This is a genomic window from Leptolyngbya sp. AN10 (genome assembly GCF_050565645.1).
GTDB lineage: Bacteria > Cyanobacteriota > Cyanobacteriia > Leptolyngbyales > Leptolyngbyaceae > Leptolyngbya.
In genome coordinates, this window is sequence record NZ_JBNXVP010000010.1 from 25,638 (window position 1) to 52,071 (window position 26,434).

The following is a 26,434-nucleotide window of genomic DNA, read 5'->3' on the forward strand; positions in this document are numbered from 1 at the left end:
CTTGGGGAGAGGGCTAGGGTGAGGGCAGGAAAGACTTTCGCTAGAATGAATCAGCCCTACCCCAGAATGGGGGATTTAGGGGGCGCAACCCATTCCGCAATATACGACTAGATTCCGCAATATGAGCCTCCGAATTTATGGCAATCGACCCATCAAAACGCTTCCAGGACAAGAAACCCGCCCAACTCTAGCGCGAGTTCGTGAAGCGATGTTCAACATTTGGCAAAGCTCGATCGAACAGTGTCGCTGGCTGGATCTTTGTACTGGAAGTGGTTCGATGGGAGCCGAAGCGCTCTGCCGGGGAGCTTCAATTGTGGTCGGAATTGAACAATCCGTTGCTGCTTGCCGCATTATTGAACAAAACTGGAAACAAGTCGCTAAACCAGAACAGTCTTATCAGATCCTACGGGGCGATGTGGTGAAACGACTGGAAAAACTTTCTGGACAACAGTTCGATCGTATTTATTTCGATCCGCCGTATGACAGTGATTTGTATGTTCCAGTGTTGAATGCGATCGCATCTCTCAATCTATTAGCTCCCGACGGTGAATTTGCTGTCGAACATCGTCCCGATGCTAAACTACCTGAAATTCCTTTGTCGATCGTCCGTGAAAAACGCTACGGTAACACTGCCCTCACGTTCTATCAAGCTCTATGAAATCAGCACTTCTAGCTTTTCTAGTTGTTACAACAGCGACACCAGCGATCGCACTTCCGCCGCCAGAAGATCAACCTGAAGAAGTGGCTCGAACTGAGATTATTACCGAAGCTCGATCGCCAATTGATAACGAACCTCTAAACGCCGCCGAATATGCCGCCCTACAGGAGCAACTTCGCGAAGGTCAGCCTGTAAATCCGCGTGATGAAGTTTCACCCGAACTAAGAAGAACGATCGGGCTTTTACGCCTCCGAAGATTTATCAGAACCGTGTTTCCATTTATTCCACTTCGATAGTTTATCGACTGCGAATTTGGCTCTGCTGAATCTGTTGTGCAAATTGTTCTGGAGTTTTCGCAGGTTCCTTACAACTTAGACCCTGACACACAAGCGCGATCGCATTTTCTGGCAAACTTTCCATCACCATAAACGCAGTTGTTGGCAAGTACTGTGTTTCTAAGCTTGCAATTTGATCGATCGTACTGCGAATCAGAGTTTGATTACGAAACCAATCCAAAGCAGCAAACAATGTAGGACAAGCAGACGGGGATTGTTCCATCACACTGGCGAATGCTTGCAAGGTTTGTTCTGCTCGATCGAAGTAATCTAAGTTCTCAGTTAATAAGGACAATCGAACGAGATTCGCGATCGCAATTCCATTTGCAGACGGTGTTGCATTATCTACATAGCTCCGTTCTCGAATCAATAAATCTCGACTCGCATCAGTTGCAGTATTGTAATAACCGCTTAAACTATCACTCCAAAGATACTGGTCAAACTCAGCTTGAATCCGAATTGCTTCTGCTAACCAATCAATCTGATTCTCTGGTGCATCTGCTTGAATACTACGAGTCACTTGATGCAAATCTAACAAAGCTTTGATAAAGAAAGCAAAATCTTCAGATTGAGCCAGTACTTCAGCTTTGCCATCATAGTTAATTCGATGAAACCGCTGATTGATCCATTGATTCTGTAGGATAAATGTTGCAGCTTGACTAGCAAGCTCTAACGCTTCCAAATCCCGGAAAACTGCATACGATCGAGCAAGTCCCGAAATCATCAAACTATTCCAAGCCGCAATCATCTTTGTATCGGTAACGGCGGGAATTCGACCTGTCCAAGCTATCGATCGAGCTTCATCCGCATTTCGAGCAGGCGGAAAAGTTTCATCAATCGCACCATATCTTAGTTCAAATAGTTTATTCAATGCAGATTCAACTGTTTCTGAAAGCTGACCAGATTGTTTACGCTGAAGCACGATCTTGCCTTCAAAATTGCCTCTAGGTTCAATTGAGAACTGCTCTGATAGTTCAGTCAATTCTTCTGAAGTTAGTGCATTTTGTAGTTCGTCATAGCTCCAAACATAGAATGCACCTTCTTCGGGTTCCGCATCTTCGGGTGTAGTAAAACTATCCGCATCTTGAGCCGCGTAGAAGTATCCTTCCGGTGCAGTCATTTCGCGTTTGAGCCATTGAACGGTTTTGTCGATCGCTCTCTCAAACGCTGGCTCTTGAACTCCCGATGCCCACAAATTCGCAAGATACTCAACAATCAATCCATTGTCATACAGCATCTTTTCAAAGTGCGGCACTGTCCAAGTCGAATCCACCGTGTACCGATGAAACCCGCCTGCAACATGATCAAAGATGCCGCCCAGTGCTAAATTTAATCCTCTTGCGGTTGTCGCTTCACGAGCATTATATCGATCGAATCCAAACCGTACCGCGTGAAGTGCCGTATCCGCATACGGAATCATCGGAAATCTAGTTCCAGGCATCTCTGCCGAAATGATTCCTGCACTATATTCCAAACCATCCTTTAATAGTTCCTGACTCAATGTTTGCGATGGCAGTAACACTGAGTTTTGTAAGTTGGTCAGAATCTCAGCTTTGACTCCCTCTAACCGAGCGCGATCGTCATCATACAATCGTCGCAAGGTTTGCAAAACATGAAGAAACCCAGGCTTTCCATACTTTGCATCAATTGGAAAATAAGTCCCACCATAAAACGGAACTAAATCATCTGGAGTCAAAAAGATGTTTAAGGGCCATCCTCCTTGTCCCGTCATCATCTGAAGCGCCTGCATATAGATGCTATCGAGATCCGGACGTTCTTCTCGATCGACCTTTATCGGCAGATAGTTCTCATTCAAATACTGAGCAATCTCTGGATCAGAAAATGCTTCTCCTTCCATCACCGTACACCAGTGACACGAAGAGTAACCCACAGATAGAAAAATAATCTTATTGTCGCGTCTGGCTTGCTCGATCGCATCTTCACCCCATGCCCACCACTCGATCGGGTTCTCAGCATGTTTCCGCAAATAGAGACTTTGAGCGTGAACTAAACGATTTGGCATAGTAAAAATAGCAATAGATCTCCGACCAGAAACGATCGGAGATCTAACCCTTTTAGAACGTAAACAATGTTCTAATCACGCCGATCACCGCGTCCTGATTGTCCTCATTGTAATCAGGATTCGTGACCCAAATAACTCCAGGCGTAATCGCGATATTATCACTCACCCGGTAGCGATAGAACGCTTCCAAATGCAGCGAAGTTCCGCGATCGCGGGTTCCAAAGTCAGTCCGGGTTAATTTCGGCTCTTGTCCTACCAAAATGCCGCCCAAGTTACCATCCTTAAACAAATCTGGAAAAGCCAGCGTTACTGCCCAATTCCACACATCGCCTCTACCCCGTCCGATATAGTTATGATTCGCATACCCAACCCAGCCACCGAGTGCAAACTTAGGTGAAAGTTGGAAAGTTGCGTTCACACCATAAGCATTGATACTAACTGGCTCACCGAAAGTCGTGTTCGATAGATTACTTCCCGTCGAGGTCAATGCAAATGGAGCCGTCGGATCAGGAGCAAGCCCCGGAGAAGGCACATAAGCATTGATGTAAGTTAAACCAATGCGTGAACTCGGACTCAGATTGAAGATCACCTGTGCTAATGCACCATACTGACCATTGAACAATCCATTCGTACCATTTGGAACCGAGGCATTTGGCACTAGATAACCTAAGTTAATTTCTGCCGCTGTTCCAATCCGGTGACGCAAACCAACACCTGCACCACCCGAATAGTTATAAATCGGGTTCCGCAAAGCAAACAGAGAGACTGCACCCCCATCAAAGTACGGATTCAACTGAGACGACGCATCCAAATCCACAAACCCGTTTCCGGTTCCTGCCAAGAAGAAATCGGTGTTTTCGCCAAGCGGGAATCGATAGCGCAACAGGGATACTCTTACTTGACTATTACTATTGCCCTCAAATTCCACTCGTCCCATGTTCGTGCCCAAGCTTCCCAATCCGGTGACAAAGTTCGGACTTGCTGCATCCGCCGCCGTTCCCCCACGAGGCACAAGGTTATTCGCCTGCAAACGAGTAGTTAACAAATCCCGTCCCGTGAAGCTAGTTTGCAAGTTCAACTCCGCCCGATATCCAAGCGTCAGGTTATCTTCCGCACTGGTTCCGTCTGGACGTTCCCCCGATGCGACATTAATTGCACCCAGCAGAACGCTCCCTTGCAACTGAGTTGTGGTTGAGAACTGTTGCCGCTCTAAAGTCGTTGTCCGAGCTTCCAAGGCATCCACTCGACCTCGAATCGTTGCAAGCTCAGTTGCAAAATCCGATTGTAATTTTTGCAACGTTGCTAAATCTTCTTTTCTCACTAAATCTGCTGTCGAAGCTGCGATCAGTTCGTTGACTCGATCGAGACAAGCATTCAATCCTGCTGCAAATTCAAACCGCGTGAGTGCCCGATTCCCCCGATAAGTCCGATCGGGGTAGCCCGCAATACATCCATAGCGCTCAACTAAGGATTGCAATGCTTGAAACGCCCAATCAGTAGGACGTACATCTGAAAGCTGAGATACCGAAGTCACCTGCTCATTATTACTTGCAGGGAGTGGGTTTGCAGGCGCGATCGGAGTTGGAGAAACTTGTGCGATCGTTGTAGAAGCCGCACTTTCTTGCGCTGGGATCTCAAGAGAAGGCACGATCGACTGTGCCGAAGCCGTTACTTCATTTTGAGCAAGTTTCGGAGTTAACGCAGTTAATTCTTCTGGATTAAAAGTTGGCACTTCAGCCGCACGAAGGCTCAACGGAGCCAGCACAACCGAGCTTGCTGCAAGCGCAACAAAGCAGGCAAATGAAACAGGTTTCATGAATCATCCTCACCATTAATAATGTCATTGAAAATAGGAACCTCGTTTGTTGTGCGAGGTCGAGCTTTAAGGCTCAGTCCTAGAGTCGTTAAAAAATAATGAAGCTCAGGTCAAACGAAGCGATGTTTAGCGATCGGGTCGCCTGCAATGCAGATTGCTTACTATTAGTCACATTAGTTACGATGTTCAGAAAGTTCGACTATCTAAAGGGGGAGGGATAGGAGGATGACAATTGACAGCAATTTCTATGCTTTGCGATTTTGCTAAGTTTGTAATTTTTGCAAAGGCTCTGAGCGATCGAGCAATACGCTAAGCTGGATTGATGTACCCTATTGGGTGATTTCAACCGTGGGTTCTGCTCATGTCTCTTCTGCGTTTTGTTTTACTCAGTGCGATCGCTGGATTTTTGATCCTTTTCGCAGTCTCGAATTGGGGCGTGTCGATGTCGCTCGTTTTTCTGGGCGTTCCTTCACCCGCTTTCCCGTTGCCGATCTGGATTCTGGGCGCGATCGCGCTTGGGGCTGCAACGACTTTGGTAATTACAGCACTATTTGGATTAACAAGATTTACGGCTCGTCGATCGGAGCGTAAAACGGTTCGACAATCCACTACAACCAATAGTTACGCTTATGCAGTTCCGCCTCGTGAAACTCGTTCTAGCAGTAACGATGATGATTGGTTTGGTGGGAACGACGATGATTGGGGCAGCGAGCCGAAAGACAAACCAAACCGCGATTTTGAAACCAGACAAGAACCGACATCAGGAACGCGATCGGGGTCTACTTATTCCTACACGTATCGTGAAGCTCCTGAACCGAAGCAGCCGGATGTCGTCGATGCAGACTACCGCGTAATTCGCCCCCCGGTACGGAAATTAGATGAGGACGAATAAATGTTAAACGGGGTGAGTGTGTTTCTCATCGGCATGATGGGTGTCGGAAAAACGACGATCGGGCAATTGTTAGCCAAACGGCTTGATTATGATTTCCTGGATGTCGATCAGTTTATCGAGCAAGCAACCGGACAAACAGTTTCGACGATTTTTGCTGATTCTGGAGAAGCAATCTTTCGTCAACTCGAAACAGCAACGCTGTCTCAAGTATCGGCTCGATTGCGGCGCGTGGTGGCGACAGGAGGCGGAATCGTGCTGGCTCAGGAAAATTGGAGCTATCTAAGACACGGTGTGATTATTTGGCTGGATGTGCCTGTAAAGCAATTGAAAGAGCGATTGAGCCAAGATACAACGCGACCTTTGTTACAAAATCAGGATTTAACGGCTCGATTAACGCAGCTTTCCGAAGAACGTCGATCGCGGTATGCCCAAGCGGACATTCATATTCAAGTTCTGCCTGATGAAACGCCGGAGCAAATTACAGAAAGAATTATGAATGCGATCGCGCTTGAACGCGAGAAAAAACGCCAGATCGACGAATCGATCCAGCGCTTAAATGAAGAAATGCCATTTCAGGCAAATTCTTAGAAGCCTTTTACTTCACGACCGCAGGACGCGCCGCAGAAGGACGACGATCGATCACTTGATCGACCAATCCATATTCCTTAGCTTCTTCTGCGGACATAAAGAAATCGCGCTCGGTATCCCGTTCAATCCGCTCTAACGGCTGTCCCGTATGATCTGCCAAAAGCGAATTTAACCGTTGCTTCAGATAGAGAATTTCTCGCGCCTGAATTTCGATATCCGTTGCTTGTCCTTGTGCGCCACCCAACGGCTGGTGAATCATAATCCGCGAATGGGGCAAGCTCATCCGTTTACCCTTAGTTCCAGCACTCAGCAGAAACGCGCCCATGCTGGCAGCAAATCCGACACAAATCGTAGACACCTCTGGACGAATCTGCTTGATCGTGTCATAAATGCCCATTCCAGCAGACACCGAGCCACCGGGTGAATTGATGTAAAGATAAATATCCTTATCTGGATCTTCAGCTTCAAGAAACAGCAATTGTGCGACAACCAAGTTCGCCACATCGGAATCGATCGCGCTACCGAGGAACACGATTCGTTCCCGCAACAGTCGGGAGTAGATATCAAAGGCGCGTTCGCCCCGTCCGGAAGTTTCAATAACGGTAGGAATCATGAATCCAGCCCAGTAATTTTTTTCATTTTAGCGCTCCGATCGTATGGCTCGTTGTCGTGTTTGCCGTTCATAACGGATTGCCGATATGGATTGAACGTAATAAATTGACTGAGAGATCCTAAAGATTGACTTGAGGTAGCTGTGAAAAGATCAAGTATTTTATTTCTGTTGATGTCAACAGGAATCGTAGTCGGAACAGCAACAGGTGTTTATTATTTCTGGCGGCAGTTGACTCAATTACCTGAGTGGTATACTGCCGGACAAAGTAAGCCGAGAACGTATGCTCAAATTCAGCGATCGGGTGCAGCCGTTGAGCAAAAGATTAAAGCCCAAATTCAGGCAAGTCCCCAAGCTGCAAAAGTAAATGCTGCTCCAAATCGCCCAACCATTAAGGCTTCTAGCCCTCCTGAGAATGTTCAAGTAGCACTCAGTTCGCAGGAATTGAATGATTTATTAGTGACAAAAATCACCGAGAAACGTCAGGGTCAACCGCTTCCTAGTTCCGTAAAAGGATTTAATGCAGCGGTCAAAGATGACAAGCTAAAAACGGGTGCAGTCGTCGATATTAAGGAATTGCAAAATAGTGGATTAGGCGCACAACAGCAGCAATTCCTGTCAGAAATTACTCAAAAACTTCCGGTGAGCGATCGCAAAATTTACATCGGAGTCGAGGGCAAACCACAAATTCAAAACGGCAAGTTACGGTTTGATGAAGATGCTCGAATTCAAGTTGGCAACATGAGTTTTACGATCGCTGAAGTTGCCAGTCGTTTAGGAGTATCACCCGAAAAAGTGCAAGACCAACTCAATCTCGAATTGAAATTGCGCGGTCTGACTGTGAGGGATATCGATTTCAAGGACGGCAACGCAATTTTGAGCGGCGATGCTAAGTAGGCTTTAAGAGGATATTTCAAAAGCGTCGTTCATTGCACTCACTCGCCCCGGAATGGAATTCTACCGTGTACACACAAGATGATGGATCGGTCATTGCTGAAGTCTTTCGCCCCCTAAATCCCCCAAAATTGGGGGACTTTGACCTAGAAAAAGTTCTCCAATTCCAGAAAGGGTTCGTCCTTTAAATTCCCCCAGAATTGGGGGATTTAGGGGGCTGAAGCCGACTGAAACGAAGCGATCCAAGACTTGTGTGTACACAGTAGGAATGGAATTCGGGGCTAACAGAACCAAGTCCACTGAAGGGGACTGAAAACTCAGTTTGTTCAATTTTCTAGTCCGTTTTGAACGGACTTCGCACCGATAGCCCCGAATTCCATTCCGGGGCGACTCAGAACGTAGCGAGAAGACTTTTGATACTTCTAAAACATCCTCTAAAGCAAACAGCGATCCGGGTCTAGACTCGGATCGCTGTTCAAAATTTTGGTTTAACTCTAGCTCGCCAAACTGTGGGGAACCTGCACTTTCGGTTTCCCGATCGCTAATGCTTCTTCTTCACTTTCAAAAATTTCAAACACCGAATCCATCATCGTCACTTCAAACACCAATTTCGCCTCTGGATGCACATTGCAAAGCTTGAAACTCCCCTTTGCTTTATCGGCATCCCGCATTCCTGCCACCAGCGAAGTTAGACCCGAACTATCAATAAAATTCACCTGTCCTAGATTCACCACCACATGATTACTTTGTTTCGCGATACAGTCCTGTAGCTTGGTGCGAAACTGCCATGCGGTCGTAATATCTAAGCGTCCCGTTGGGTTGAATACGACGATCGAGTTTCCGTCTGGGGTGTTAACAACTTTTTGCTCCATGAGAATCAATTTTTGCTCCATGACCTGCCTCGCGCAATCTAGCCGGGGATTACTTGATCAGTTATGCCCAAAGATCGAGACAGAATCACGGGTTTCAAAGTAATCGAATAAAAACAAAAAGAGGGTCGCGCTGAATCAACGCTTCCCTCGGAGTGCAAGGCTTAACAAATGGATGTCAATGGCTTTTCGCCATTGCGCTTAGTGTGCCCCGTTTTTCGACCAATTGATCCAGTCTTGCGGCTTCAAGAAAATTTCATACAACCGCGCTTCCGGGCTGCCGGGTTCGGGTTCGTACCCATATTCCCAACGCACCATTGGCGGTAAGGACATCAGAATCGATTCGGTGCGTCCATTCGTTTGCAAGCCGAAAATCGTGCCGCGATCGTACACCAGGTTAAATTCTACATACCGCCCACGACGATAGAGTTGGAACTGTCTTTGTCGATCGCTGTATTCGGTGTTCTGACGACGTTCAACGATCGGGACATAAGCAGGCAAGAACGCATCTCCACAGGATTGCACAAACGCGAATAAATCTTCCCAAGTGCGATTCTGAACGGTTCCGACTTCTTTACTCCGTTTTGCTGCCGCAGTGTCGCTTTGAGAACCGGGATACGCGATCGGGTAAAGGTCGCCTTTCGTATCTTGATAGTCGAAGAAGATTCCACCGACTCCGCGAGTTTCCTTACGGTGCTTGAGGTAGAAGTATTCGTCACACCAGAGTTTGAAGGTTGGATAATATTCGGGATTGTGTCGATCGCACGCTTCTTTCAACGTTTGGTGGAAGTGAATCACATCTTCCTCAAACGGATAGTAGGGCGTTAAATCGATTCCGCCACCAAACCACCAAACCGGACCCGCTTCAAAATAGCGATAGTTCAAGTGCACAGTCGGAATGTAAGGATTGCGCGGGTGCAACACCATCGAAGTTCCGGTGGCATAGAAGCTGTGACCCTGTGCCTCTGGACGCTGAACTAAGATCGAAGGCGGAAGATCTTTGCCCCAAACTTCCGAAAAATTGACTCCACCCTGCTCGAAGACTCGACCTTCGCGCATGACTCGCGATCGACCGCCGCCGCCTTCTTCGCGGGTCCAACTATCTTGTTTAAATGTTTCTTGTCCGTCTGCGGCTTCTAAGCCTTCACAAACTTTATCTTGAAAAGCTTTTAGCCATTGGCTCACCCGTTCACGAGAATCGCTGGGTGGAAGTGGCTGGGTCGTCTCGGTCGCGTTGGAGGTAAAGAAAGCAGTCATAAACGTCGGTTCCTGGAACGAGTCGTCTTACTATGCGAAAGAGTTTAAAGTTTCCGTCAGGCTCCGACAGCAGGATTGCAAGAAACGAGACGGTTCATTTAGACTATCGCGAAACGGCTACCCTCAAGCGATTCTCTCGGTTCTTGAACCGCAAAAAGTCTCATGCTGTGCGGCAAAGCGCGATCGTAAATGTTTATAACAACCTGTGACTTTTATCGAGGATCACGGGTCAAACAATCCGAAGAAGGATGACGATCGAGCAACAAATCTGACTAAGATCAGAAACCCCGGATTTAGGGCACGGGTGACACCGATTCCCTTTTAGGAGATGGATTTATGCTGAACTTTCCTTGGAAATTCTTCTATCGCAAACAGCGGCGTGTTCGGTCTACACTGGCTCGATCGTATCAAGCGGTGAGTTCGGCATCGGTGGACGATCTGTGGCGCAAGGTGATCGATTTAGCTGATGTCTCCTGGCATCCGATCATTTCTAGGACGAATGTGCCGTATGGTCAGGTGGCAAAACCGGGCTTGATTTATGAAGCGGTGACGCGGTTGGGTCCGTTTCCCATTCGGATTTTTGTGGAGCGGGTTGATCCAAGAGAATTGCTGAGTGTGAGAATTATTGCGATTCCAGGACTTGAAGAGCGAATTCGATATGAAGTGAAATCGACGGTTTCGGGTGCGAGTATTGCGTACTCAGTCACGCTACAAGGTTGGCTGTCACCGCTAATTTGGTCGATTATCAAACCGTATGCGTCACGAGTTGCGGAAGATTTGGCTCATGCGGCAGAACAACCGATCGACACGTCAAAACCAACTCAACGAAGCTGTTTCGATTTCTGACGTTTCGGGCGGTAAGATCGAGAAACAACCCTGATCGATCCTTTACACCCTCATGTTAGATACTCTTAGCGCAGAATCCGTTTTAGAAGTTCTTAAACCTGTTCAAGACCCTGAACTGCAAAAAAGTTTGGTGGCGTTGAACATGATTCGGAATGTGTCGATCGACCAAGGAAAAGTTCGCTTTACGCTCGTTCTCACGACTCCCGCCTGTCCGCTGCGTCAATTCATCGTGGAGGATTGTGAACGAGCCGTGAAAACGCTTCCCGGTGTGGAATCCGTCGAAGTGGAAGTCACCGCAGAAACGCCACAGCAGAAAGGATTGCCCGATCGGACTGGAATCGATGGCGTGAAGAATATCATCGCGATTTCGAGTGGGAAAGGCGGCGTTGGAAAAAGCTCGATCGCGGTTAACGTTGCAGTGGCATTGGCACAAGCAGGCGCGAAAGTGGGCTTGATCGATGCTGATATTTACGGACCAAACGCACCCACAATGTTAGGTCTGGAAGGTTCAGGTGTGGCAGTGCGTCAAACCGCTGAGGGAGAAGTTTTAGAACCCGCTTTCAATCACGGTGTGAAGCTCGTTTCGATGGGATTTTTGATTGATAAAGATCAGCCAGTGATCTGGCGTGGTCCGATGTTGAATGGAGTGATTCGCCAATTTCTCTATCAAGTGACCTGGGGCGATTTGGATTATTTGATCGTAGATATGCCACCGGGAACGGGAGATGCTCAATTGACTTTAGCGCAGGCGGTTCCGATGGCGGGAGCGGTCATTGTCACGACTCCGCAAACGGTGGCACTACTTGATTCTCGGCGCGGCTTAAAGATGTTCCAGCAGCTTAACGTTCCGGTGTTGGGAATCGTCGAAAATATGAGCTACTTCATTCCGCCTGATATGCCCGATCGACAATATGACATTTTCGGTTCCGCAGGTGGCGAAAAGACCGCAACCGAGTTAAATATTCCGCTGTTGGGCTGTGTCCCGTTAGAAATTCCACTGCGACAAGGAGGCGATCGAGGAGTGCCGATCGTCGTGGGTGATCCGGATTCTGCTTCTGCGAAGGCGGTAACTCAAATAGCTCAACAAATTGCTGCTAAAGTATCGATTGCAGCCCTCGCATAAGTAATTTTCTATGTTTCGGAAAAAGTCTCCGTCCCGGCTCCGTCCCTGGCTCCAACCCTGGCAAGGCATGGACTGGTATCTGTTTGGGGCAATATTAGCGCTAACCGTTTTGGGCGGTGTGATGGTTCATAGCGTTCAGTTAGCGCATTCAGAACGCCGAGACTGGGTATTTCACCTCTTGATTGGCAGTGTCGGAACTGTATTGGTGATGATGCTGGCTCGATTGCGCTATGATGCCCTACTCGCTTGGAAGTGGTGGATTTATGGGGTGACGAATGTTTCGCTGCTGCTCGTGATGATCATGGGATTGGAGGCGAAAGGGGCACAGCGATGGCTCGGATTTTTCGGCTTTGGGATTCAGCCCTCGGAGTTTGCCAAGTTGGGCGCGATTATTACTCTGGCGGCAGTGCTGCATCAGAGATCGGCTTCGACGATTCCCATGATGATCAAAGTCTTATCGATCGCGGCTTTACCCTGGGTGCTGATTTTCTTGCAGCCGAATTTGGGAACCTCGCTCGTGTTTGGAGCCATTACGATCGGGATGTTGTACTGGGGAAATGCAAATCCGGGCTGGCTCTTATTGCTACTGTCTCCGGTAATTTCAGCGGTTTTATTTACAACGCTGATTACAAAAGGAGCTTTGGGAATTGGCGCGATCGGGCTTTGGGTGGTTGTCGTTGGATTGGTGGCTTGGAAAACGCTGCCGTGGAAGACTTATGGCACATTGGTTCCGGTTGTGATTAACCTGATTGCAGGTGGATTGGGACAAGTCTTATGGCAATTCGTTCTGCACGATTATCAGAAAGCGCGGATTCTGATGTTTATTGATCCTGATCAAGATCCATTAGGGGCAGGCTATCACTTGATCCAATCGAGAATTGCGATCGGGGCTGGAGAACTTACCGGACGTGGCTTATTCCGGGGGACTCAGACGCAGCTTGATTTTATTCCTGAGCAGCATACCGACTTTATCTTTACTGCGATCGGGGAAGAACTAGGCTTTCTTGGTTCAGTTTTTGTGCTGGGTGCGTATTTGCTGATTTGCTACCGATTGCTAATCATTGCTCAGAATGCGAAAGATGAATTCGGCTCGTTGCTTGCGGTGGGCGTGTTCTCGATGATTATTTTCCAGGTGTCAATTAACATCGGCATGACGATCAATTTATCGCCTGTGACGGGAATTCCTCTCCCTTGGCTGAGTCACGGGAATGCGGCACTGTTGATGAATTTTATGGCGATCGGGCTTGTCGAATCGGTGGCGAACTTTCAGCAAAAGTCGAAGTTTTAAATCATTGGTGAAGCGCGATCGCACAATCGAGCACAATCAATAACAGAGGGGTCGATCGCGCCTGTACACTGATAAGTGAAGCTACTTGACAAAGAGTTATGTTTTTACCAGGTTCAGCCGTTCGCGTCACGAATGTAAACGATACATACTACGGGTTTCAAGGACTGATTCAGCGAATTACCGATGGCAAAGTTGCGGTACTGTTCGAGGGCGGCAACTGGGATAAGCTCGTGACTTTCAAAATGTCAGAGCTTGAGATTGTCGATGCCAAGAGAAAAGGTACAAAATAAGCGATCGAATGCGGTAGATTGTGGAGGTGGATTTGTACTAATCTTATGCGCCTTCCACTTCCTCAATTTTCTGCTCAGAATCGCCCTGCCAATCACATTGCTGAAGTGATCGAAACGGCAACGACTGAATTTCTTTCTCAATGTCTAGAGCCGGACGACCTTTCGTTTCCGGTAATGCCGCCATTTGGAAGCTGGGTTAAAGCGATCGACGAAGAATCGAGCAATCTAATCTACGCCGTGGTTTATCACGCGACCACCAGCCCGATCGATGCAGTCCACCGGGCAAGAGCGCTGGGAATGTCTCTAGCTGAATTGCGCGAACAACAGCCGCAAATTTTCGCCATGCTTAGAACGGAATTTCGATCCGCGATCGTTGGCTATCGAGCAGGCGGAAACAAAAAGAACGGTGCGACAGGCGGAATGATTTATCAACATTTACCTCCTCGTCCGCCGCAAATTCATCAAGCGGTTTATGCTTGTGACACTAAAGAAATTGTTGAATTTAGTAACGAATTAGATTTCTTGCGAACCTTGCTGCAAGTGGGAAGTGCTCCAGTAGATGCCTTGACAGCAGCGGCGATTCGAGAGATATACCAATTGAGGAAAGCCGATCGAGCGTGGCTGGTTCAAGCAGGTCGAATGCTGAGTTTATTGCTCAAAGACGACTACGATCGACTACGAGTGATTTTGAGTCAGATTCACCTCTAGAGGAATTCTGCACTCAATTGAAACTTGATAACTATTAGTTTGGCTTGGGTGGCGCTTTCAATGTATCTGTTAACCGCTGGCGTATTGCAAGAACCGATCGTCTCGTTTGTGATTCTGCTGGCAGTCATTTTGATCGTGCCACTTTTGTTTGAGCGGCTTCGAGTGCCGGGATTGGTCGGATTATTAGCTTCGGGTGTTTTACTTGGCTCGAACGGGTTGGGGATCATCAACGGTGATTCCGAAACGATGAACCTGCTTTCAGATATCGGATTAGTGTATCTGATGTTTGTGGCGGGGCTGGAAATTGATATCGAACAATTTACGCGCACTCGTAATCGATCGATTGGTTTCGGAACTTATACGTTTATAGTTCCGCTGATTACTGGAACGATCGTAGGACGAATCTTTGGCTTTGACTGGAATCCGGCGATTTTGATCGGTTCGTTATTTGCATCTCATACGCTGCTGGCTTATCCGATCGTGAGTCGATTAGGCGTGGTCACAAATGAAGCGGTCACAGTCACAATCGGGGCAACGATTTTCACGGATATCGGGGCGTTGCTGGTCTTGGCGATTTGTGTCGGAATTCATGCCGGAGATTTTACGATCGCGAAACTAATCACGCTCTTGGGATCGCTGGTGATTTATACGATCGTGATTCTCTTCGGATTTGATAAAGCGGGACGCGAATTCTTTCGGCGATCGGGCAACGATGAAGGCAATCAGTTTCTATTTGTTCTACTCGCGGTGTTCCTTGCTTCAGTGGGAGCGCAGTTAATTGGAGTTGAGAAAATTGTAGGAGCCTTCTTATCTGGGCTTGCCGTCAATCGCGTAGTCGGAAATAGCCCAGTAAAAGAGAAAGTTCTCTTTGTTGGAAGCGTTCTATTTATCCCAATCTTCTTCGTGGATATGGGCTTGCTGATTCGGGTTCCAGCATTTATTCAGAGTTTGACTGATCCGAAATTACTGGCGTTAACGATTGCGATCGTGGTCGGTCTGATTTTCAGTAAGATGGCAGCCGCTGTTCTTGCAAAACTCACTTATCGCTATAGTTGGCGAGAAATGATGGTGATGGGATCGCTCTCCCTGCCTCAAGTTGCGGCAACTCTAGCGGCGACTCTAGTGGGATATCGGGCTGGATTGCTGACTGAAGGCGTTCTCAATAGCGTCATCGTCTTGATGTTGGTGACTTCGATATTAGGTCCGATTCTCACGGCTCGATTTGCGAATGAATTGCGAGTCGAGACTTTAAGCGCGATCGAGCCAACGCTTTCCACACCCGTCTGGACTCGTCAAACGACGGTCTTAGTTCCGGTTTATAACCCGAAAACTGAAGCGTATTTGCTGGAATTAGCAGCGTTGATTACACGATCGCATTCCGGTCGATTGATTCCACTTGCGATCGCGCTTTCTTCATCCTCGCTCAATTCATCCGAGATGCAAGATCGGGTTGATCACAGCGAATCTCTTCTAAAACGTGCAGCAGAATTAACTGAGAACTACGGAGTAGATGTCTCGCCCTTGCTCCGAATCGACGACAACATTGCTCAAGGAATCACCCGCACCAGTCGCGAACAGCGCACAGACTTGATTGTGATGGGATGGGGACGCAAAAGTGCATTGGGAGAGCGCTTATTTAGAACCGTCGTGAATAGTGTGCTTAGTACTGCTCCTTGTCCGGTTGCAGTCGCTCGCTTGGTCCAATCTCCAAGTGAATTCCGACGAATCTTAATCCCGATCGAGAATCCGACTCCTCGATCGATTGCCGCTTTACAGTTTGCTCACAGTATCGCCACTGCCACAAATGGAACGATTACCGTACTTCATGTCTGCGATCGTGCAACTTCCCCGAATAAAATTGCCTGGATCAAGTCGCAACTGTCACTTCTAACGACCAAACTTTCTGCTCTCACGATTGAAATTCAGATTGTGCCCGATGACGATAAAATTCGTGCGATCGCGCTTGCGGCTGAATCCTCAGACTTACTCGTTCTGCAATCGACTCAACGCTTAATGAGTGCAGGAGGACTGGCATTGAACAGTTTGACCGCTCAGATCGAGCCACAGATTCGGGGATCGATCGTGCTTTTAGGCGAACCGGAACCTGTCGATCGAGCCGTTCTATTCCCATCATCGACTCCACTGAGTTAGAACGATTGCTTTAAATTTGCGAAATTTCCTCAAATGGACTTGATTTGCTGAGACATCCGTGTGAAATTTGATACATAGAGCGTCTCGCACAATTCAGCCGCGATTTAATGCGAAGTGAATTCGTGAATTGCTCCCGCTATTTCTCCACGTTGACCGAAAATGTAGTCAACAAGGGTGCATACGCGATGACAACTGAACAAGAACTAGGATCGAGTCCACCGATCCGAATACTGCTGATTGAGGACAATGAGCCGAATCGAAGGCTGCTCGAAGACTATCTAATTTACCAGGGTTACAGTGTTTTAGCGCTGGCAGTTGGGAGAGGCTTCGAGCAGGCATTAACTGATTTCCAGCCTCAAGTGGTGCTATTAGACCTGAAATTACCCGATATCGATGGCTGTGACATTCTGGAACAAATGCAGCAAAATCCAGAGTGGAGCCGAATTCCCGTCATTGTGGTATCGGCTCGCGCCTTTATCGCGGACCAGCAACGCGCTCTCAATCTTGGCGCTCGTCGTTACCTGGTCAAACCAATTCGACTGCTTGAATTGCAGCAAGTGATTCGAGAAGAATTGATTCGATCGACAGAATAAAAAAGTCGGGAGTCGGACAAGTTCCGATTCCCGATTGTGAGGACGAGAGTGAAAGCTAGACCGAGGCGCTATCTTGATTCGTGTTGATAAATTGCTCGATCGTTAAGCTTAAATTTTTTACGGTATCGCCCGATTCTAAAATTTGAATTTCGAGCGCGGAAAGTAATAAAGTCGCAGTCTGTAACTGGGTGAGCGCTCGTTCGATGTTGTTCCGAGTTTGGCTCTCAAACTCTTGTAAATTCATAGGATTGAGTGACAAGTCTAATACTGAATAATCTGACTATAATCACCCAGGTTCGGTGATCGTCACCCTTGACCGCGAGGATTGATTTAAAATTTAAATATCAACCTTTTAGATAAAGTTTTAAGTGACTGTTTCCCCCCAAACTCTGCTGATCGACGATCCAGAACGATTAGAAGCTCGGCTGAAAGAAATCCCTCAAGAGCCAGGGGTTTACTATATGCGCGATCGTACTGATCAAATTCTCTACATTGGTAAGTCCAAACGATTACGCTCTCGGTTGCGCTCTTATTTCAATGGTCACGATACTCGTCCCCGAATCGCGCTAATGATGCGTCAGGTGGTCGAGATCGAGGTGATCGTGACCGATACGGAAGCGGAAGCGTTAGCACTCGAAGCGAACTTAATTCGTCAGCATCAGCCGCACTTTAATGTGTTGCTGAAAGACGATAAAAAGTATCCCTATCTCTGTATCACTTGGTCAGAGCCGTATCCACGGATTTTTATCACCCGCAAGCGACGAATGGCGAAAGAGCGCGATCGCTATTACGGTCCCTATGTCGATAGCCGCACTCTTCGGACTACGCTTCATTTAGTCAAGCGAATCTTCCCACTCCGCCAGCGTCCACAGCCACTTTTCAAGGATCGTCCCTGTCTGAATTACGATATTGGTCGCTGTCCGGGTGTCTGTCAGGCAATGATCACTTCGGAGGATTACCGTAAGACCGTTCAGAAAGTGGCAATGATTTTCCAAGGACGGACTCGCGAATTGGAAGAGTCGTTAGCTGCTCAAATGGAGAAAGCAGCGGAAGATCTTAATTTTGAATATGCAGCAAGATTACGCGATCAGATTACGGGATTGAAGAGTCTCAGCGCAGAACAGAAGGTCGCTTTACCGGATGACACCGTTTCGCGAGATGCGATCGCGCTTGCCGCAGATGAAGAACACGCCTGCATTCAACTTTTCCAAATTCGTGCGGGTCGCTTGGTTGGTCGTTTAGGATTTTTCGCGGATGCTCATGCAGAACCGGGAGCTATTCTTCAGCGTGTCTTAGAAGAGCATTATCAAACTGTTGATCCGGTCGAGATTCCCGCTGAAATTCTCGTACAGCATGAGCTACCCGAAAGTGAAATGCTGGCAGAATTCTTGAGTCAATCTAAGGGGCGGAAAGTGTCGATCGTGGCTCCTCAGCGTCAGACCAAGGCAGAATTAATCGAGATGGTCGAGCGGAATGCGTCGATCGAGCTTGCTCGGACTCAGAAATTTGCCGATCGTAATACTCAAGCGATGCAAGATCTGGCGGAAATTCTTGACTTACCAGAGTTACCGCGCCGAATCGAAGGTTACGATATCTCGCATATTCAAGGCTCTGATGCGGTCGCGTCTCAGGTCGTCTTTGTCGATGGACAGCCTGCGAAACAGCATTATCGACACTACAAGATCAAGAATCCAGAAGTGCGATCGGGGCGATCGGATGACTTTGCAAGTATGGCTGAAGTGATTTCCCGTCGATTCCGCAAGTATGCCGCCGCGAAAGCGAAAGGCGAGACATTAGTTCCCGCTTCTCAAAGTGCGGGTCTGAATTCCAATGCGCTCTCTGATTTTCCTGATGTGGTCATGATCGATGGTGGTAAAGGTCAGCTTTCAGCAGTCGTAAATGTGCTGCGTGAAATGAATCTGCTCGAAGATATCAAAGTCGTGAGCTTGGCAAAACAGCGAGAAGAGATTTTTTTACCGGGTGAATCGTTTCCGCTTGAAACCGACGCAGAACAGCCTGGAGTTCAATTATTGCGGCGCTTACGAGATGAAGCACACCGATTTGCGGTGAGTTTCCACCGTCAGCAGAGAACCACTCGAATGCGTCGATCGAGCTTAGATGAGATTCCCGGTTTGGGACATCATCGGCAGAAGTTGTTACTCGCGGAATTTCGGTCGATCGATTACATTCGCGAAGCCTCTCCAGAGCAGTTGGCAACCGTTCCGGGAATTGGAATGCAGATTGCCAAGCAGATTTATCAGTACTTCCATCCGGGAGATGAACCGATTGAGGATGATCTGGAGTCCTCAACTTCTGAAGTGGCTTCTTAACCAAGTATCCGCTCCCTTCTGTCGATCGATAATTTGGATGGTGCAAAACACCGAGAATTCCTAATTTCTCAAGATTGGGGCGGTGCGATTTTCGCGATAATAAGAATCCGCAATTAGTACGCGATCGAGGCGGCAAAACCATGCAAACTTTAGACAAACCCCTAGAAAAATCTTTAGATGACAGTTTGATTATTGCTGGGCGCAAATTCCAGTCGCGCTTGATGACGGGCACTGGAAAATATCGGAATTTCGATGAAATGCGCCAAAGTATTGCAGCAAGTGGCTGTGAGATTGTGACGGTGGCGGTTCGACGAGTGCAAACGAATGCACCTGGGCATGAAGGACTCGCGGAAGCGCTCGACTGGAGCAAGATTTGGATGCTGCCGAATACGGCTGGCTGTCAAACCGCAGAAGACGCAATCCGGGTGGCAAGATTAGGGCGAGAAATGGCGAAATTACTTGGACAGGAAGATAATAATTTCGTCAAACTCGAAGTGATTCCCGATGCGAAATATTTACTACCTGATCCGATCGGGACTCTCGAAGCCGCTGAACAGTTAGTCAAAGAAGGATTCGCTGTTTTGCCGTATGTGAATGCTGATCCGCTGTTGGCAAAACGCTTAGAAGAAGTCGGATGTGCTACCGTGATGCCGCTTGGATCGCCGATCGGATCAGGTCAAGGAATTCGCAACGCCGCCAATATTCAAATTATTATCGAGAATGCCAAGATTCCGATCATCGTTGATGCGGGAATTGGCACACCGAGTGAAGCAGCGCAGGCGATGGAATTGGGAGCCGATGCGCTCTTGATCAATACTGCGATCGCACAAGCTGCGAATCCGATGGCAATGGCACGAGCGATGAATTTAGCCACTGAAGCAGGACGATTGGCATATCAAGCGGGACGAATTCCGGTGAAAGCTTATGCCAGTGCGAGTTCTCCTTTGACGGGCACAATCAATTCGTAATCGAGCTATTTTGAAATATTAAGTTTTCATACTTAAGAGTGAGAGCATTTACCTACGTCTTGTTAAAGTTAACAAAACACTAAGGGAATTTTTGCTCATGCGGTATGTCAAGGAAGAAGGCGGCTTGCTGAATAATTTCGCGGTAGAGCCGAAGATGTATGAGGCTGAACCGCCTACCGCCAGCCAGAAGCGCAATTTCATCATTGTCGGCATCGGTGGCGCGATATTGATTGCAGGCTTGATGTTTGTTGCAGTCTCCGTATCCTAACGCTGGCACAAAGTTTTCACTCACGATAGATTTAAACCACCAGGTTATTTCTTTTAGAAATTAGCCTGGTTTTTTCGTATCCGGGATTAAACAATCGTATTTCTACTGAAATCTTCGTTTCATCCTGAATACCAACAAGACAGGACGAAGAAATCAGTATCTCGTTTATCCTGCGCTGATAGTGCGATTTCTGTAATGCTGATGTCTGTTGTCGATCGTCACTTTGCCCAAGAGATTCCTGTGACTGAGATCATCGCTCCGGGTTCTTCGAGCCTGAATCAACAGATCTATCTCCGTTTACGGTTGGCGTTGAGTCTAAATCTCCGTCGGCAAATTTTGATTGCCGTCTGTGATGATCCAATGCTGCGGGGGCAGTTGGCGACTCAGCTTGAAACCGATTTGGCAACAGAAGCGAATGAGTCACGCTTTACGAGCTTTGCGCTGAATTTGGACAATCCGGACGTGCTGCAACAAATTCAGCCCTGTCTCGCTTCTGAGATGGGAGTGCAGAATTTTCAGATTACGGGGATCGATCGATTAACTCGTCAACCTGTTCACATTCAGCGGATTTTTCTCGATTCGTTGGTGTCGATCGCTCAACAGCTTGCGACTTTAGAGTTCAATTTAGTGGTTTGGGTGACTCGTCCTTGGTGTCGGGCGATTCAGCAATCGGTTCCCGAATTTTGGCAGTGGCGAACCGGACTGTTTGAATTTGAGGGCGATCCATTTGGGCAAACTCAGCCGCAACCTGTTCCAACGAATGGAGCAACTGCAAATGGATCAAATGGTTATCGAAAATTAAAGCTCGATTCTGAACTAGCAGATTTCGTGCTGGCTTCGGTAATGCAGACTGTAAATTTGGACGATCAGACGGCGATCGCAAACGTTCTAGACTCAAACAATCCGGATGTTGAACCGCTCCGAATTCTGCATCAGATTGAAGAGTTGCATCGATCGCGATCGTCTGCGGCATGTCTCGCAGCGTTGTATCGGCAACTCGGAGATTGGTATCGCGATCGACTTGATCCGGCTCGTCCTGCTGCGGAGCATTTGACGATTGTGATTCGTGCTTACGAGCAGGCGTTGAAACTTGTGGATATGAAATCCGACGAAGTGCCGGATCTGCTTAACGATATTGCAAATTTGTATTGGATTAAAGCTCGGAGCGGTGGCGGTTCTGTTGTCACCAATTTAGAGAAAGCGCTGAAAGCCTATCAGTTTGCAGTCGATCGCACGAATCCAGAGGGTCAGCCGCAAACTTACGCGATGATTCAGAATAATTTGGGATCGGTTTACAGCGATCTTGCCATTCATCAATCGCCCGAAGAGAACTTGCAACACGCGATCGAGTCCTACATTGCCTCGATCGAATATCGTCCCTTTGAAACTGATCCGGGTCGATATGCGGCAACTCAGAATAATTTAGGGACCGCGTATTGGAATCTAGCTCAATATCGATCGACAATGAGCAATCTGCAATCTGCGATCGGGGCTTACAACGAAGCGCTTCGCTACTACACCCCAGAGCATGAACCGCTCTATTACGCGATGCTTCAGAACAATTTAGGAACCGCGTATTGGAACTTATCGCGCTGCGATCAAGCCACTCAAGAATTGGCAATGGCAGAAGACTTTCTGCATTTAGCGATCGGCGCTTATCGAGTCGCTTTAATCTATCGAACTCTAGAAGCGGCTCCACTCGCTTACGCCGCCACTCAGAACAATTTAGGAACCGCGTACTGGCACTTAGCAAACCAAGCAACGACCCATTATGACGATCGATCGATTCATCTGCTTTGTGCGATCGATGCCTACCAAGAAGCGCTCAGTGCAGTGCAATATCTCGAAGCCGCGAGTACGCCCCATGCGCCACCTCTGAGCTTTGATTTATCTGCGACACATCATCATATTGGACTCGCTTACTATCAAACTGCGATCGAGACTCGATCGGAACTCGACAGTGCAGAACGAGTCAAATTCCTGCATCATGCGCTCAAACACCAAGTTCGAGCCGCACAAGGTTGGGAAAATCAGCCCGAATTCCAAAAGAGCGCGGTTGGACAATTTAGCCAAATTATTAAAGCCATTTACGATCGGGGTGGAATTCAGGGACAAACTCAGGCACTCTCGCAAGTTCCGCCTGCTTTCTTGGGACAAGTCATGAAAGAGCTTTGAGCAAAAAAGATTAAGTTGTGCCAAAAGGTAACTTAGATCACGATCTGAGGGTGGTAAAGTACGCGATCGTATATCAGATCACTTTTACCGATGGGTTCCATGCTCAAAGATACCGAATTCCTTGAAAGTGCCGCAGAAACTCGCGTTCGGATTCTCAGCGAAGCGCTTCCTTATATTCAGCAGTTCACCGGGCGCACGATCGTGGTGAAATATGGCGGTGCAGCGATGAAGGATAGCGCCCTCAAAGAAAGAGTCATTCGCGATGTCGTGTTTATGGCGTGTGTTGGCTTGCGTCCGATTCTGGTGCATGGGGGCGGTCCTGAGATTAACTCTTGGCTCGATAAGTTAGGAATCGAAGCTCAGTTTAAGAACGGATTGCGCGTGACGGATGCCGCCACGATGGATGTTGTGGAAATGGTACTTGTCGGACGGGTAAACAAAGAGATCGTGTCGTTGATTAATCAAGCAGGCGGATCAGCGGTTGGACTTTGTGGGAAAGATGGCGGATTGTTTGAAGCGCGTCCTGCCGATGAGGAAGGAATTGGTTTTGTCGGAGAAGTGACTAGAGTGAATCCTCAGATTCTAGAAACCTTGGTCAAAGATGGTCATATTCCAGTCGTTTCGAGTGTTGCTGCGGATGAAACTGGACAAGCTTATAACATCAATGCAGATACAGTTGCAGGTGAAATTGCAGCGGCGTTAGGAGCCGAGAAATTGATTCTGCTCACCGATACCGCTGGAATTCTGCGCGACTACAAAGATCCGTCTACGTTAATTCCCCGATTAGATATTCAGAAAGCGCGGAAACTGATCGATGACGGCATTGTTTCAGGCGGGATGATTCCGAAAGTGAATTGTTGTGTACGATCGTTAGCACAGGGTGTAAAAGCAGCACACATTGTAGATGGACGAATGCCGCACTCGCTCTTGCTCGAAATCTTTACCGATGAAGGAACGGGTTCAATGCTCGTCGGTTCTGAGTTCATGATGTAGAGTCGGGCACTCTGAAGATATTGTTTGCATCTCCTGAACTATGCCCAATAATTTTTTGACTCAAATCAACTACTCGATCGCAGCAAATTCTCTCCCGCTCCGTACCCGATTCCAAGAAGATCGCCTGCCGATTCGGAATGATGCTTGCCGATCGCAGTTTCTTCTTCATTCCGGTCCGACTCCGAAAGTGTGCCTGTTCTTTCACGGGTTCACAGCGGGTCCGTATCAATTTCTGCCAATGGCGCGGACGTTTTATCAAGCGGGCTACAACGTGATCATTCCTCGATTACCGGGGCATGGTCAGGCAGGCGATTGGAATGGCAAAAATCCGCCCCCACTACCAAAAGATACCAACACTTACAAACAGTTTGCGCTGGAGTGGTTTCGACAGGCTCAAAGCTTCGGCGATAAAGTCGTCGTCGGTGGATTGTCTGGCGGTGGAACTCTAGCGGCATGGTTGGCACTTGAAAAACCGGATCAAATCGATCGAGCTTTATTGTTCGCGGCTTATCTCAGCAGTAGCAATAAAGTCGTGGATCTCTTTGTCAAAGTATTGAGCGGTTATTTTGCTTGGCAACCCGAAACGCCTGGAGACTCGATCGGGTACAAAGGCTTTACTTTCCCAGATTTGCGAGTGTTCCTCGATTTGGGCAGCGAAGTGTTAAAGCGATCGAGATCTGCCGCATCTTCCCCAATGTTCGTAATTTCCACTGAAGCGGATCAAGCTGTGAGCAATCCCGATCACCAAACCTTGTTTGAAAATCTTTTAGCGCGTCAGCCGAAAACTTGGTATTACACCTTCGATCGAGTCTTAAACATTCCTCATACGATGCTGACTAAGGCGGAGGGCAACAATTGGGAAAATCTCCTCAATGTAATGTCAAAAGCATTTGTGCAAAGTGATTTAACTTGGGCAGAAATTGAGGAAATTGCTTACCGCATGACTCAAGGGAAGACTTGCAATCAAGCGGTTGCAGAATTGAGATTAACCAGTAAAGCCTCACCGGATTTACCTGCTTTGATGACGATGATCGATAAACGGGAAATCGTAATTAAGCGGAATCCGAGTTGGGATGCTGATATGAGCTAAAGGAGAACCGAAATGTCGATCGCAATTGCTCCCCCGATTTCATTAGAAGTTTTTTTGGAGAATCCGATTGACCGTGCCGAATGGATCGATGGGCAGATCGTTACGAAACCGGATATGAATGCAAAAACAGGACGAATCCAGGCTAGACTCGCACGATATTGGGGGAACTATCAAGAGTCTAGTCAACTCGGTGGAGAGATTTACACAGAAACACCTTGTCGAACTGTTGATAGAGTTCGATGTCCTGATGTTGCTTATCTTTCACCTGACCTTGTTGCTCAATATGGAAACTTCAAAGTTCTACCTCACAGCTTTCTATTAATTGCTGAAATTATTTCTCCTACTGATGAGGCAGAAGAAGTTTTTACCAAAGTTCGAGAGTATCTTTCCTCGCACTGTCAGGAGATTTGGTTAGTATTTCCAGAAAGCCAATACGTTTTGGTGATTACGGCGGAAAATCAGGTGCTTAGATCTTTAGGTGAAACGGTTAGCACTCAGAAAGTATTACCGGGTTTTACCGTTTCCGTTGATGAATTAATCGCGTAAGTTACAATCTGCATCACAAATCAATCAGGACTGAGCTATGAGCGATCGAGCCGAAACCATTCGAGAAATCTGGGCAAATCAACGTGCCGCAGCTTACAAAACGCAAGATAGCGAAGTTCAGTCCTTTCAGGCAAATCCGTCGATCGCTTTGGATGTCAGTGACGAAAAAGTACGATCGACGATTCCTCAGCCTGTTCTAGATGCCTACAACTACTATTTCGATCAAGTTGCCGCCGCTGATTGGGGTTCAGTCTCAATCGCTCAAGAAAAAATTCAAAATCAAGAGGTCTATTCAGTCACAGTTAATACTGATGGCGATGACGGTTGGGCAGAACTCTTTGATGTTCAAGGGCAAGAGCTTGGAGCCGCACGAACGCTTTGTGAACAGGTCGCTTGGGGTGATACGAATGCAGTTCGATCGTATACCCAAAATTCTGCTCTACCTTCAGAGCTACAAACTCAGTCCGGTGAACAGAATGCCTAGAGTTCGATACGCTAAAAAATAGGTGTAATGAATTTTTTGAGCATGACGACAGAACAGCGTGACCTTGCAGTGCGAGAATATCAAGCCGGAAAAACTGCCTTTGAGCGAGGCGACTATCGGCAAGCAGTAATGTCATTAGAGCGATCGAATGCCCTGGTCGAACCCAGTTCTAAACTAAGCGGCGAGATGCAAATCTGGCTAGTTACCGCTTACGAAGCCGCAGGACAACGCTCGGAAGCCTTAACCCTGTGCCGTAAAGCCTGTCAGCATCCCGATCTCACCACGCGCAGACAGGGAAAACGCCTGCTCTACATTCTCGAAGCCCCAAGATTGAAATCGCGCCCCGAATGGCTCACGGAGATTCCCGACTTGGGAACGATCGATGAAAACGAATCCGATCGTGATTTCGGTCGCTCCAAATTCGCCCCCACTGCCCCTCGGAAACGACCCGAAAAGAAACCCCCGATCCTGCCCGAAGAAGTCGATTTAAGCCAGGTCAACACCAAAGACAACGGGTTTATCTGGGTCGCACTTGGAGCGGGAATTGCGATCGTCGCTGGATTAATTTGGTTTAGTTAGAGAATACGCGGTTTGTACGGAAGCCCTCCGTATTGTTGCTCAATTTCTCTAAAAGAACTC

26 protein-coding genes and 1 pseudogene are annotated in these 26,434 nt (G+C 47.7%); 21 read left to right on the plus strand and 6 right to left on the minus strand.

Features of this window, described 5'->3' with window-relative positions; all coding sequences use genetic code 11:
* The first annotated feature begins 121 nt into the window (after nt 1-121).
* Together rsmD and ACQ4M5_RS15690 are read left to right on the plus strand one after the other, a co-directional pair.
* Complete coding sequence (gene rsmD / locus ACQ4M5_RS15685) at nt 122-658, plus strand: 16S rRNA (guanine(966)-N(2))-methyltransferase RsmD (RefSeq protein WP_430676579.1); 537 nt, start codon at nt 122-124, stop codon at nt 656-658.
* Nucleotides 655-954, plus strand: coding sequence for a hypothetical protein (locus ACQ4M5_RS15690; RefSeq protein ID WP_430676580.1), 300 nt, complete (start codon nt 655-657; stop codon nt 952-954). Before rsmD ends, ACQ4M5_RS15690 begins: the two co-directional genes overlap by 4 nt.
* Before the next feature lies 1 nt (nt 955).
* Here ACQ4M5_RS15690 and ACQ4M5_RS15695 read toward each other — a convergent pair whose 3' ends face one another.
* Both ACQ4M5_RS15695 and ACQ4M5_RS15700 read right to left on the minus strand, forming a co-directional pair.
* Nucleotides 956-3,016 carry a thioredoxin domain-containing protein gene (locus ACQ4M5_RS15695; protein ID WP_430676581.1) on the minus strand — a complete coding sequence of 687 codons (2,061 nt, stop codon included), beginning with the start codon at nt 3,014-3,016 and terminating at the stop codon, nt 956-958.
* 52 nt (nt 3,017-3,068) lie between these two features.
* Nucleotides 3,069-4,832 carry an iron uptake porin gene (locus ACQ4M5_RS15700; protein WP_430676582.1) on the minus strand — a complete coding sequence of 588 codons (1,764 nt, stop codon included), beginning with the start codon at nt 4,830-4,832 and terminating at the stop codon, nt 3,069-3,071.
* 361 nt (nt 4,833-5,193) lie between these two features.
* Between ACQ4M5_RS15700 and ACQ4M5_RS15705 the strand changes: the two genes are divergently transcribed.
* A complete protein-coding gene (locus ACQ4M5_RS15705) occupies nt 5,194-5,724 on the plus strand; it encodes a hypothetical protein (RefSeq protein WP_430676583.1) in 531 nt (176 codons plus the stop codon).
* Nucleotides 5,725-6,312: a shikimate kinase gene (locus ACQ4M5_RS15710; protein WP_430676584.1), complete on the plus strand. Its 588-nt coding sequence runs from the start codon at nt 5,725-5,727 to the stop codon at nt 6,310-6,312.
* Between the two features lie 7 nt (nt 6,313-6,319).
* On the opposite strand, the gene clpP is transcribed toward ACQ4M5_RS15710, so the two are convergent.
* Nucleotides 6,320-6,925: an ATP-dependent Clp endopeptidase proteolytic subunit ClpP gene (gene clpP, locus ACQ4M5_RS15715; RefSeq protein ID WP_430676585.1), complete on the minus strand. Its 606-nt coding sequence runs from the start codon at nt 6,923-6,925 to the stop codon at nt 6,320-6,322.
* Between the two features lie 141 nt (nt 6,926-7,066).
* On the opposite strand from clpP, the gene ACQ4M5_RS15720 reads away from it, so the two are divergent.
* Complete coding sequence (locus ACQ4M5_RS15720) at nt 7,067-7,819, plus strand: hypothetical protein (RefSeq protein WP_430676586.1); 753 nt, start codon at nt 7,067-7,069, stop codon at nt 7,817-7,819.
* Nucleotides 7,820-8,310: 491 nt separating this feature from the next.
* Here the strand turns inward: ACQ4M5_RS15720 and ACQ4M5_RS15725 are convergent, their stop codons facing one another.
* Nucleotides 8,311-8,709: an STAS domain-containing protein gene (locus ACQ4M5_RS15725; protein WP_430676587.1), complete on the minus strand. Its 399-nt coding sequence runs from the start codon at nt 8,707-8,709 to the stop codon at nt 8,311-8,313.
* A 177-nt stretch (nt 8,710-8,886) separates the two neighbouring features.
* The gene (hemF, locus tag ACQ4M5_RS15730) at nt 8,887-9,942 is read right to left on the minus strand and encodes an oxygen-dependent coproporphyrinogen oxidase (protein ID WP_430676588.1); all 1,056 of its coding nucleotides are present in this window, start codon (nt 9,940-9,942) and stop codon (nt 8,887-8,889) included.
* Nucleotides 9,943-10,278: 336 nt separating this feature from the next.
* Here hemF and ACQ4M5_RS15735 point away from each other — a divergent pair, with 336 nt between their 5' ends.
* The 7 genes and pseudogenes from ACQ4M5_RS15735 to ACQ4M5_RS15765 all read left to right on the plus strand — a co-directional run bounded on the left by ACQ4M5_RS15735 (nt 10,279) and on the right by ACQ4M5_RS15765 (nt 16,941).
* Nucleotides 10,279-10,788: an SRPBCC family protein gene (locus tag ACQ4M5_RS15735; protein WP_430676589.1), complete on the plus strand. Its 510-nt coding sequence runs from the start codon at nt 10,279-10,281 to the stop codon at nt 10,786-10,788.
* Nucleotides 10,789-10,840: 52 nt separating this feature from the next.
* The gene (locus tag ACQ4M5_RS15740; RefSeq protein WP_430676590.1) at nt 10,841-11,911 is read left to right on the plus strand and encodes an Mrp/NBP35 family ATP-binding protein; all 1,071 of its coding nucleotides are present in this window, start codon (nt 10,841-10,843) and stop codon (nt 11,909-11,911) included.
* A gap of 10 nt (nt 11,912-11,921) precedes the next feature.
* Nucleotides 11,922-13,199, plus strand: a complete 1,278-nt coding sequence (gene rodA, locus ACQ4M5_RS15745) for a rod shape-determining protein RodA (protein ID WP_430676591.1) — start codon at nt 11,922-11,924, stop codon at nt 13,197-13,199.
* A 104-nt stretch (nt 13,200-13,303) separates the two neighbouring features.
* Nucleotides 13,304-13,489: pseudogene (locus ACQ4M5_RS15750) on the plus strand (NAD(P)H dehydrogenase subunit NdhS); the annotation flags it as partial.
* Nucleotides 13,490-13,534: 45 nt separating this feature from the next.
* Entirely contained in the window at nt 13,535-14,197 is a 663-nt protein-coding gene (locus ACQ4M5_RS15755; protein WP_430676592.1) for an HAS-barrel domain-containing protein, read from the plus strand.
* Nucleotides 14,198-14,221: 24 nt separating this feature from the next.
* On the plus strand, nt 14,222-16,348 hold the full coding sequence (locus ACQ4M5_RS15760) for a cation:proton antiporter (RefSeq protein ID WP_430676593.1): 2,127 nt from the start codon (nt 14,222-14,224) through the stop codon (nt 16,346-16,348).
* Between the two features lie 185 nt (nt 16,349-16,533).
* The gene (locus ACQ4M5_RS15765; RefSeq protein WP_430676594.1) at nt 16,534-16,941 is read left to right on the plus strand and encodes a response regulator; all 408 of its coding nucleotides are present in this window, start codon (nt 16,534-16,536) and stop codon (nt 16,939-16,941) included.
* Between the two features lie 55 nt (nt 16,942-16,996).
* On the opposite strand, the gene ACQ4M5_RS15770 is transcribed toward ACQ4M5_RS15765, so the two are convergent.
* Entirely contained in the window at nt 16,997-17,185 is a 189-nt protein-coding gene (locus ACQ4M5_RS15770; RefSeq protein WP_068382611.1) for a hypothetical protein, read from the minus strand.
* Nucleotides 17,186-17,309: 124 nt separating this feature from the next.
* Between ACQ4M5_RS15770 and uvrC the strand changes: the two genes are divergently transcribed.
* The 9 genes from uvrC (at nt 17,310) to ACQ4M5_RS15815 (ending at nt 26,374) form a co-directional block, all read left to right on the plus strand.
* Entirely contained in the window at nt 17,310-19,271 is a 1,962-nt protein-coding gene (gene uvrC, locus ACQ4M5_RS15775; protein WP_430676595.1) for an excinuclease ABC subunit UvrC, read from the plus strand.
* Nucleotides 19,272-19,411: 140 nt separating this feature from the next.
* On the plus strand, nt 19,412-20,239 hold the full coding sequence (locus tag ACQ4M5_RS15780; protein ID WP_430676596.1) for a thiazole synthase: 828 nt from the start codon (nt 19,412-19,414) through the stop codon (nt 20,237-20,239).
* Nucleotides 20,240-20,336: 97 nt separating this feature from the next.
* A complete protein-coding gene (psb34, locus tag ACQ4M5_RS15785; RefSeq protein WP_430676597.1) occupies nt 20,337-20,507 on the plus strand; it encodes a photosystem II assembly protein Psb34 in 171 nt (56 codons plus the stop codon).
* A 195-nt stretch (nt 20,508-20,702) separates the two neighbouring features.
* Nucleotides 20,703-22,682 (plus strand): tetratricopeptide repeat protein, encoded by a 1,980-nt coding sequence (locus ACQ4M5_RS15790; RefSeq protein WP_430676598.1) that lies wholly within the window; start codon nt 20,703-20,705, stop codon nt 22,680-22,682.
* A gap of 99 nt (nt 22,683-22,781) precedes the next feature.
* Nucleotides 22,782-23,675: an acetylglutamate kinase gene (gene argB, locus ACQ4M5_RS15795; protein WP_430676599.1), complete on the plus strand. Its 894-nt coding sequence runs from the start codon at nt 22,782-22,784 to the stop codon at nt 23,673-23,675.
* 40 nt (nt 23,676-23,715) lie between these two features.
* A complete protein-coding gene (locus tag ACQ4M5_RS15800; protein ID WP_430676600.1) occupies nt 23,716-24,765 on the plus strand; it encodes an alpha/beta hydrolase in 1,050 nt (349 codons plus the stop codon).
* Between the two features lie 12 nt (nt 24,766-24,777).
* Entirely contained in the window at nt 24,778-25,311 is a 534-nt protein-coding gene (locus tag ACQ4M5_RS15805) for a Uma2 family endonuclease (RefSeq protein ID WP_430676601.1), read from the plus strand.
* Nucleotides 25,312-25,348: 37 nt separating this feature from the next.
* Nucleotides 25,349-25,795 (plus strand): hypothetical protein, encoded by a 447-nt coding sequence (locus ACQ4M5_RS15810; protein WP_430676602.1) that lies wholly within the window; start codon nt 25,349-25,351, stop codon nt 25,793-25,795.
* Nucleotides 25,796-25,837: 42 nt separating this feature from the next.
* Nucleotides 25,838-26,374, plus strand: a complete 537-nt coding sequence (locus ACQ4M5_RS15815) for a hypothetical protein (protein WP_430676603.1) — start codon at nt 25,838-25,840, stop codon at nt 26,372-26,374.
* Nucleotides 26,375-26,434 lie beyond the last annotated feature (60 nt).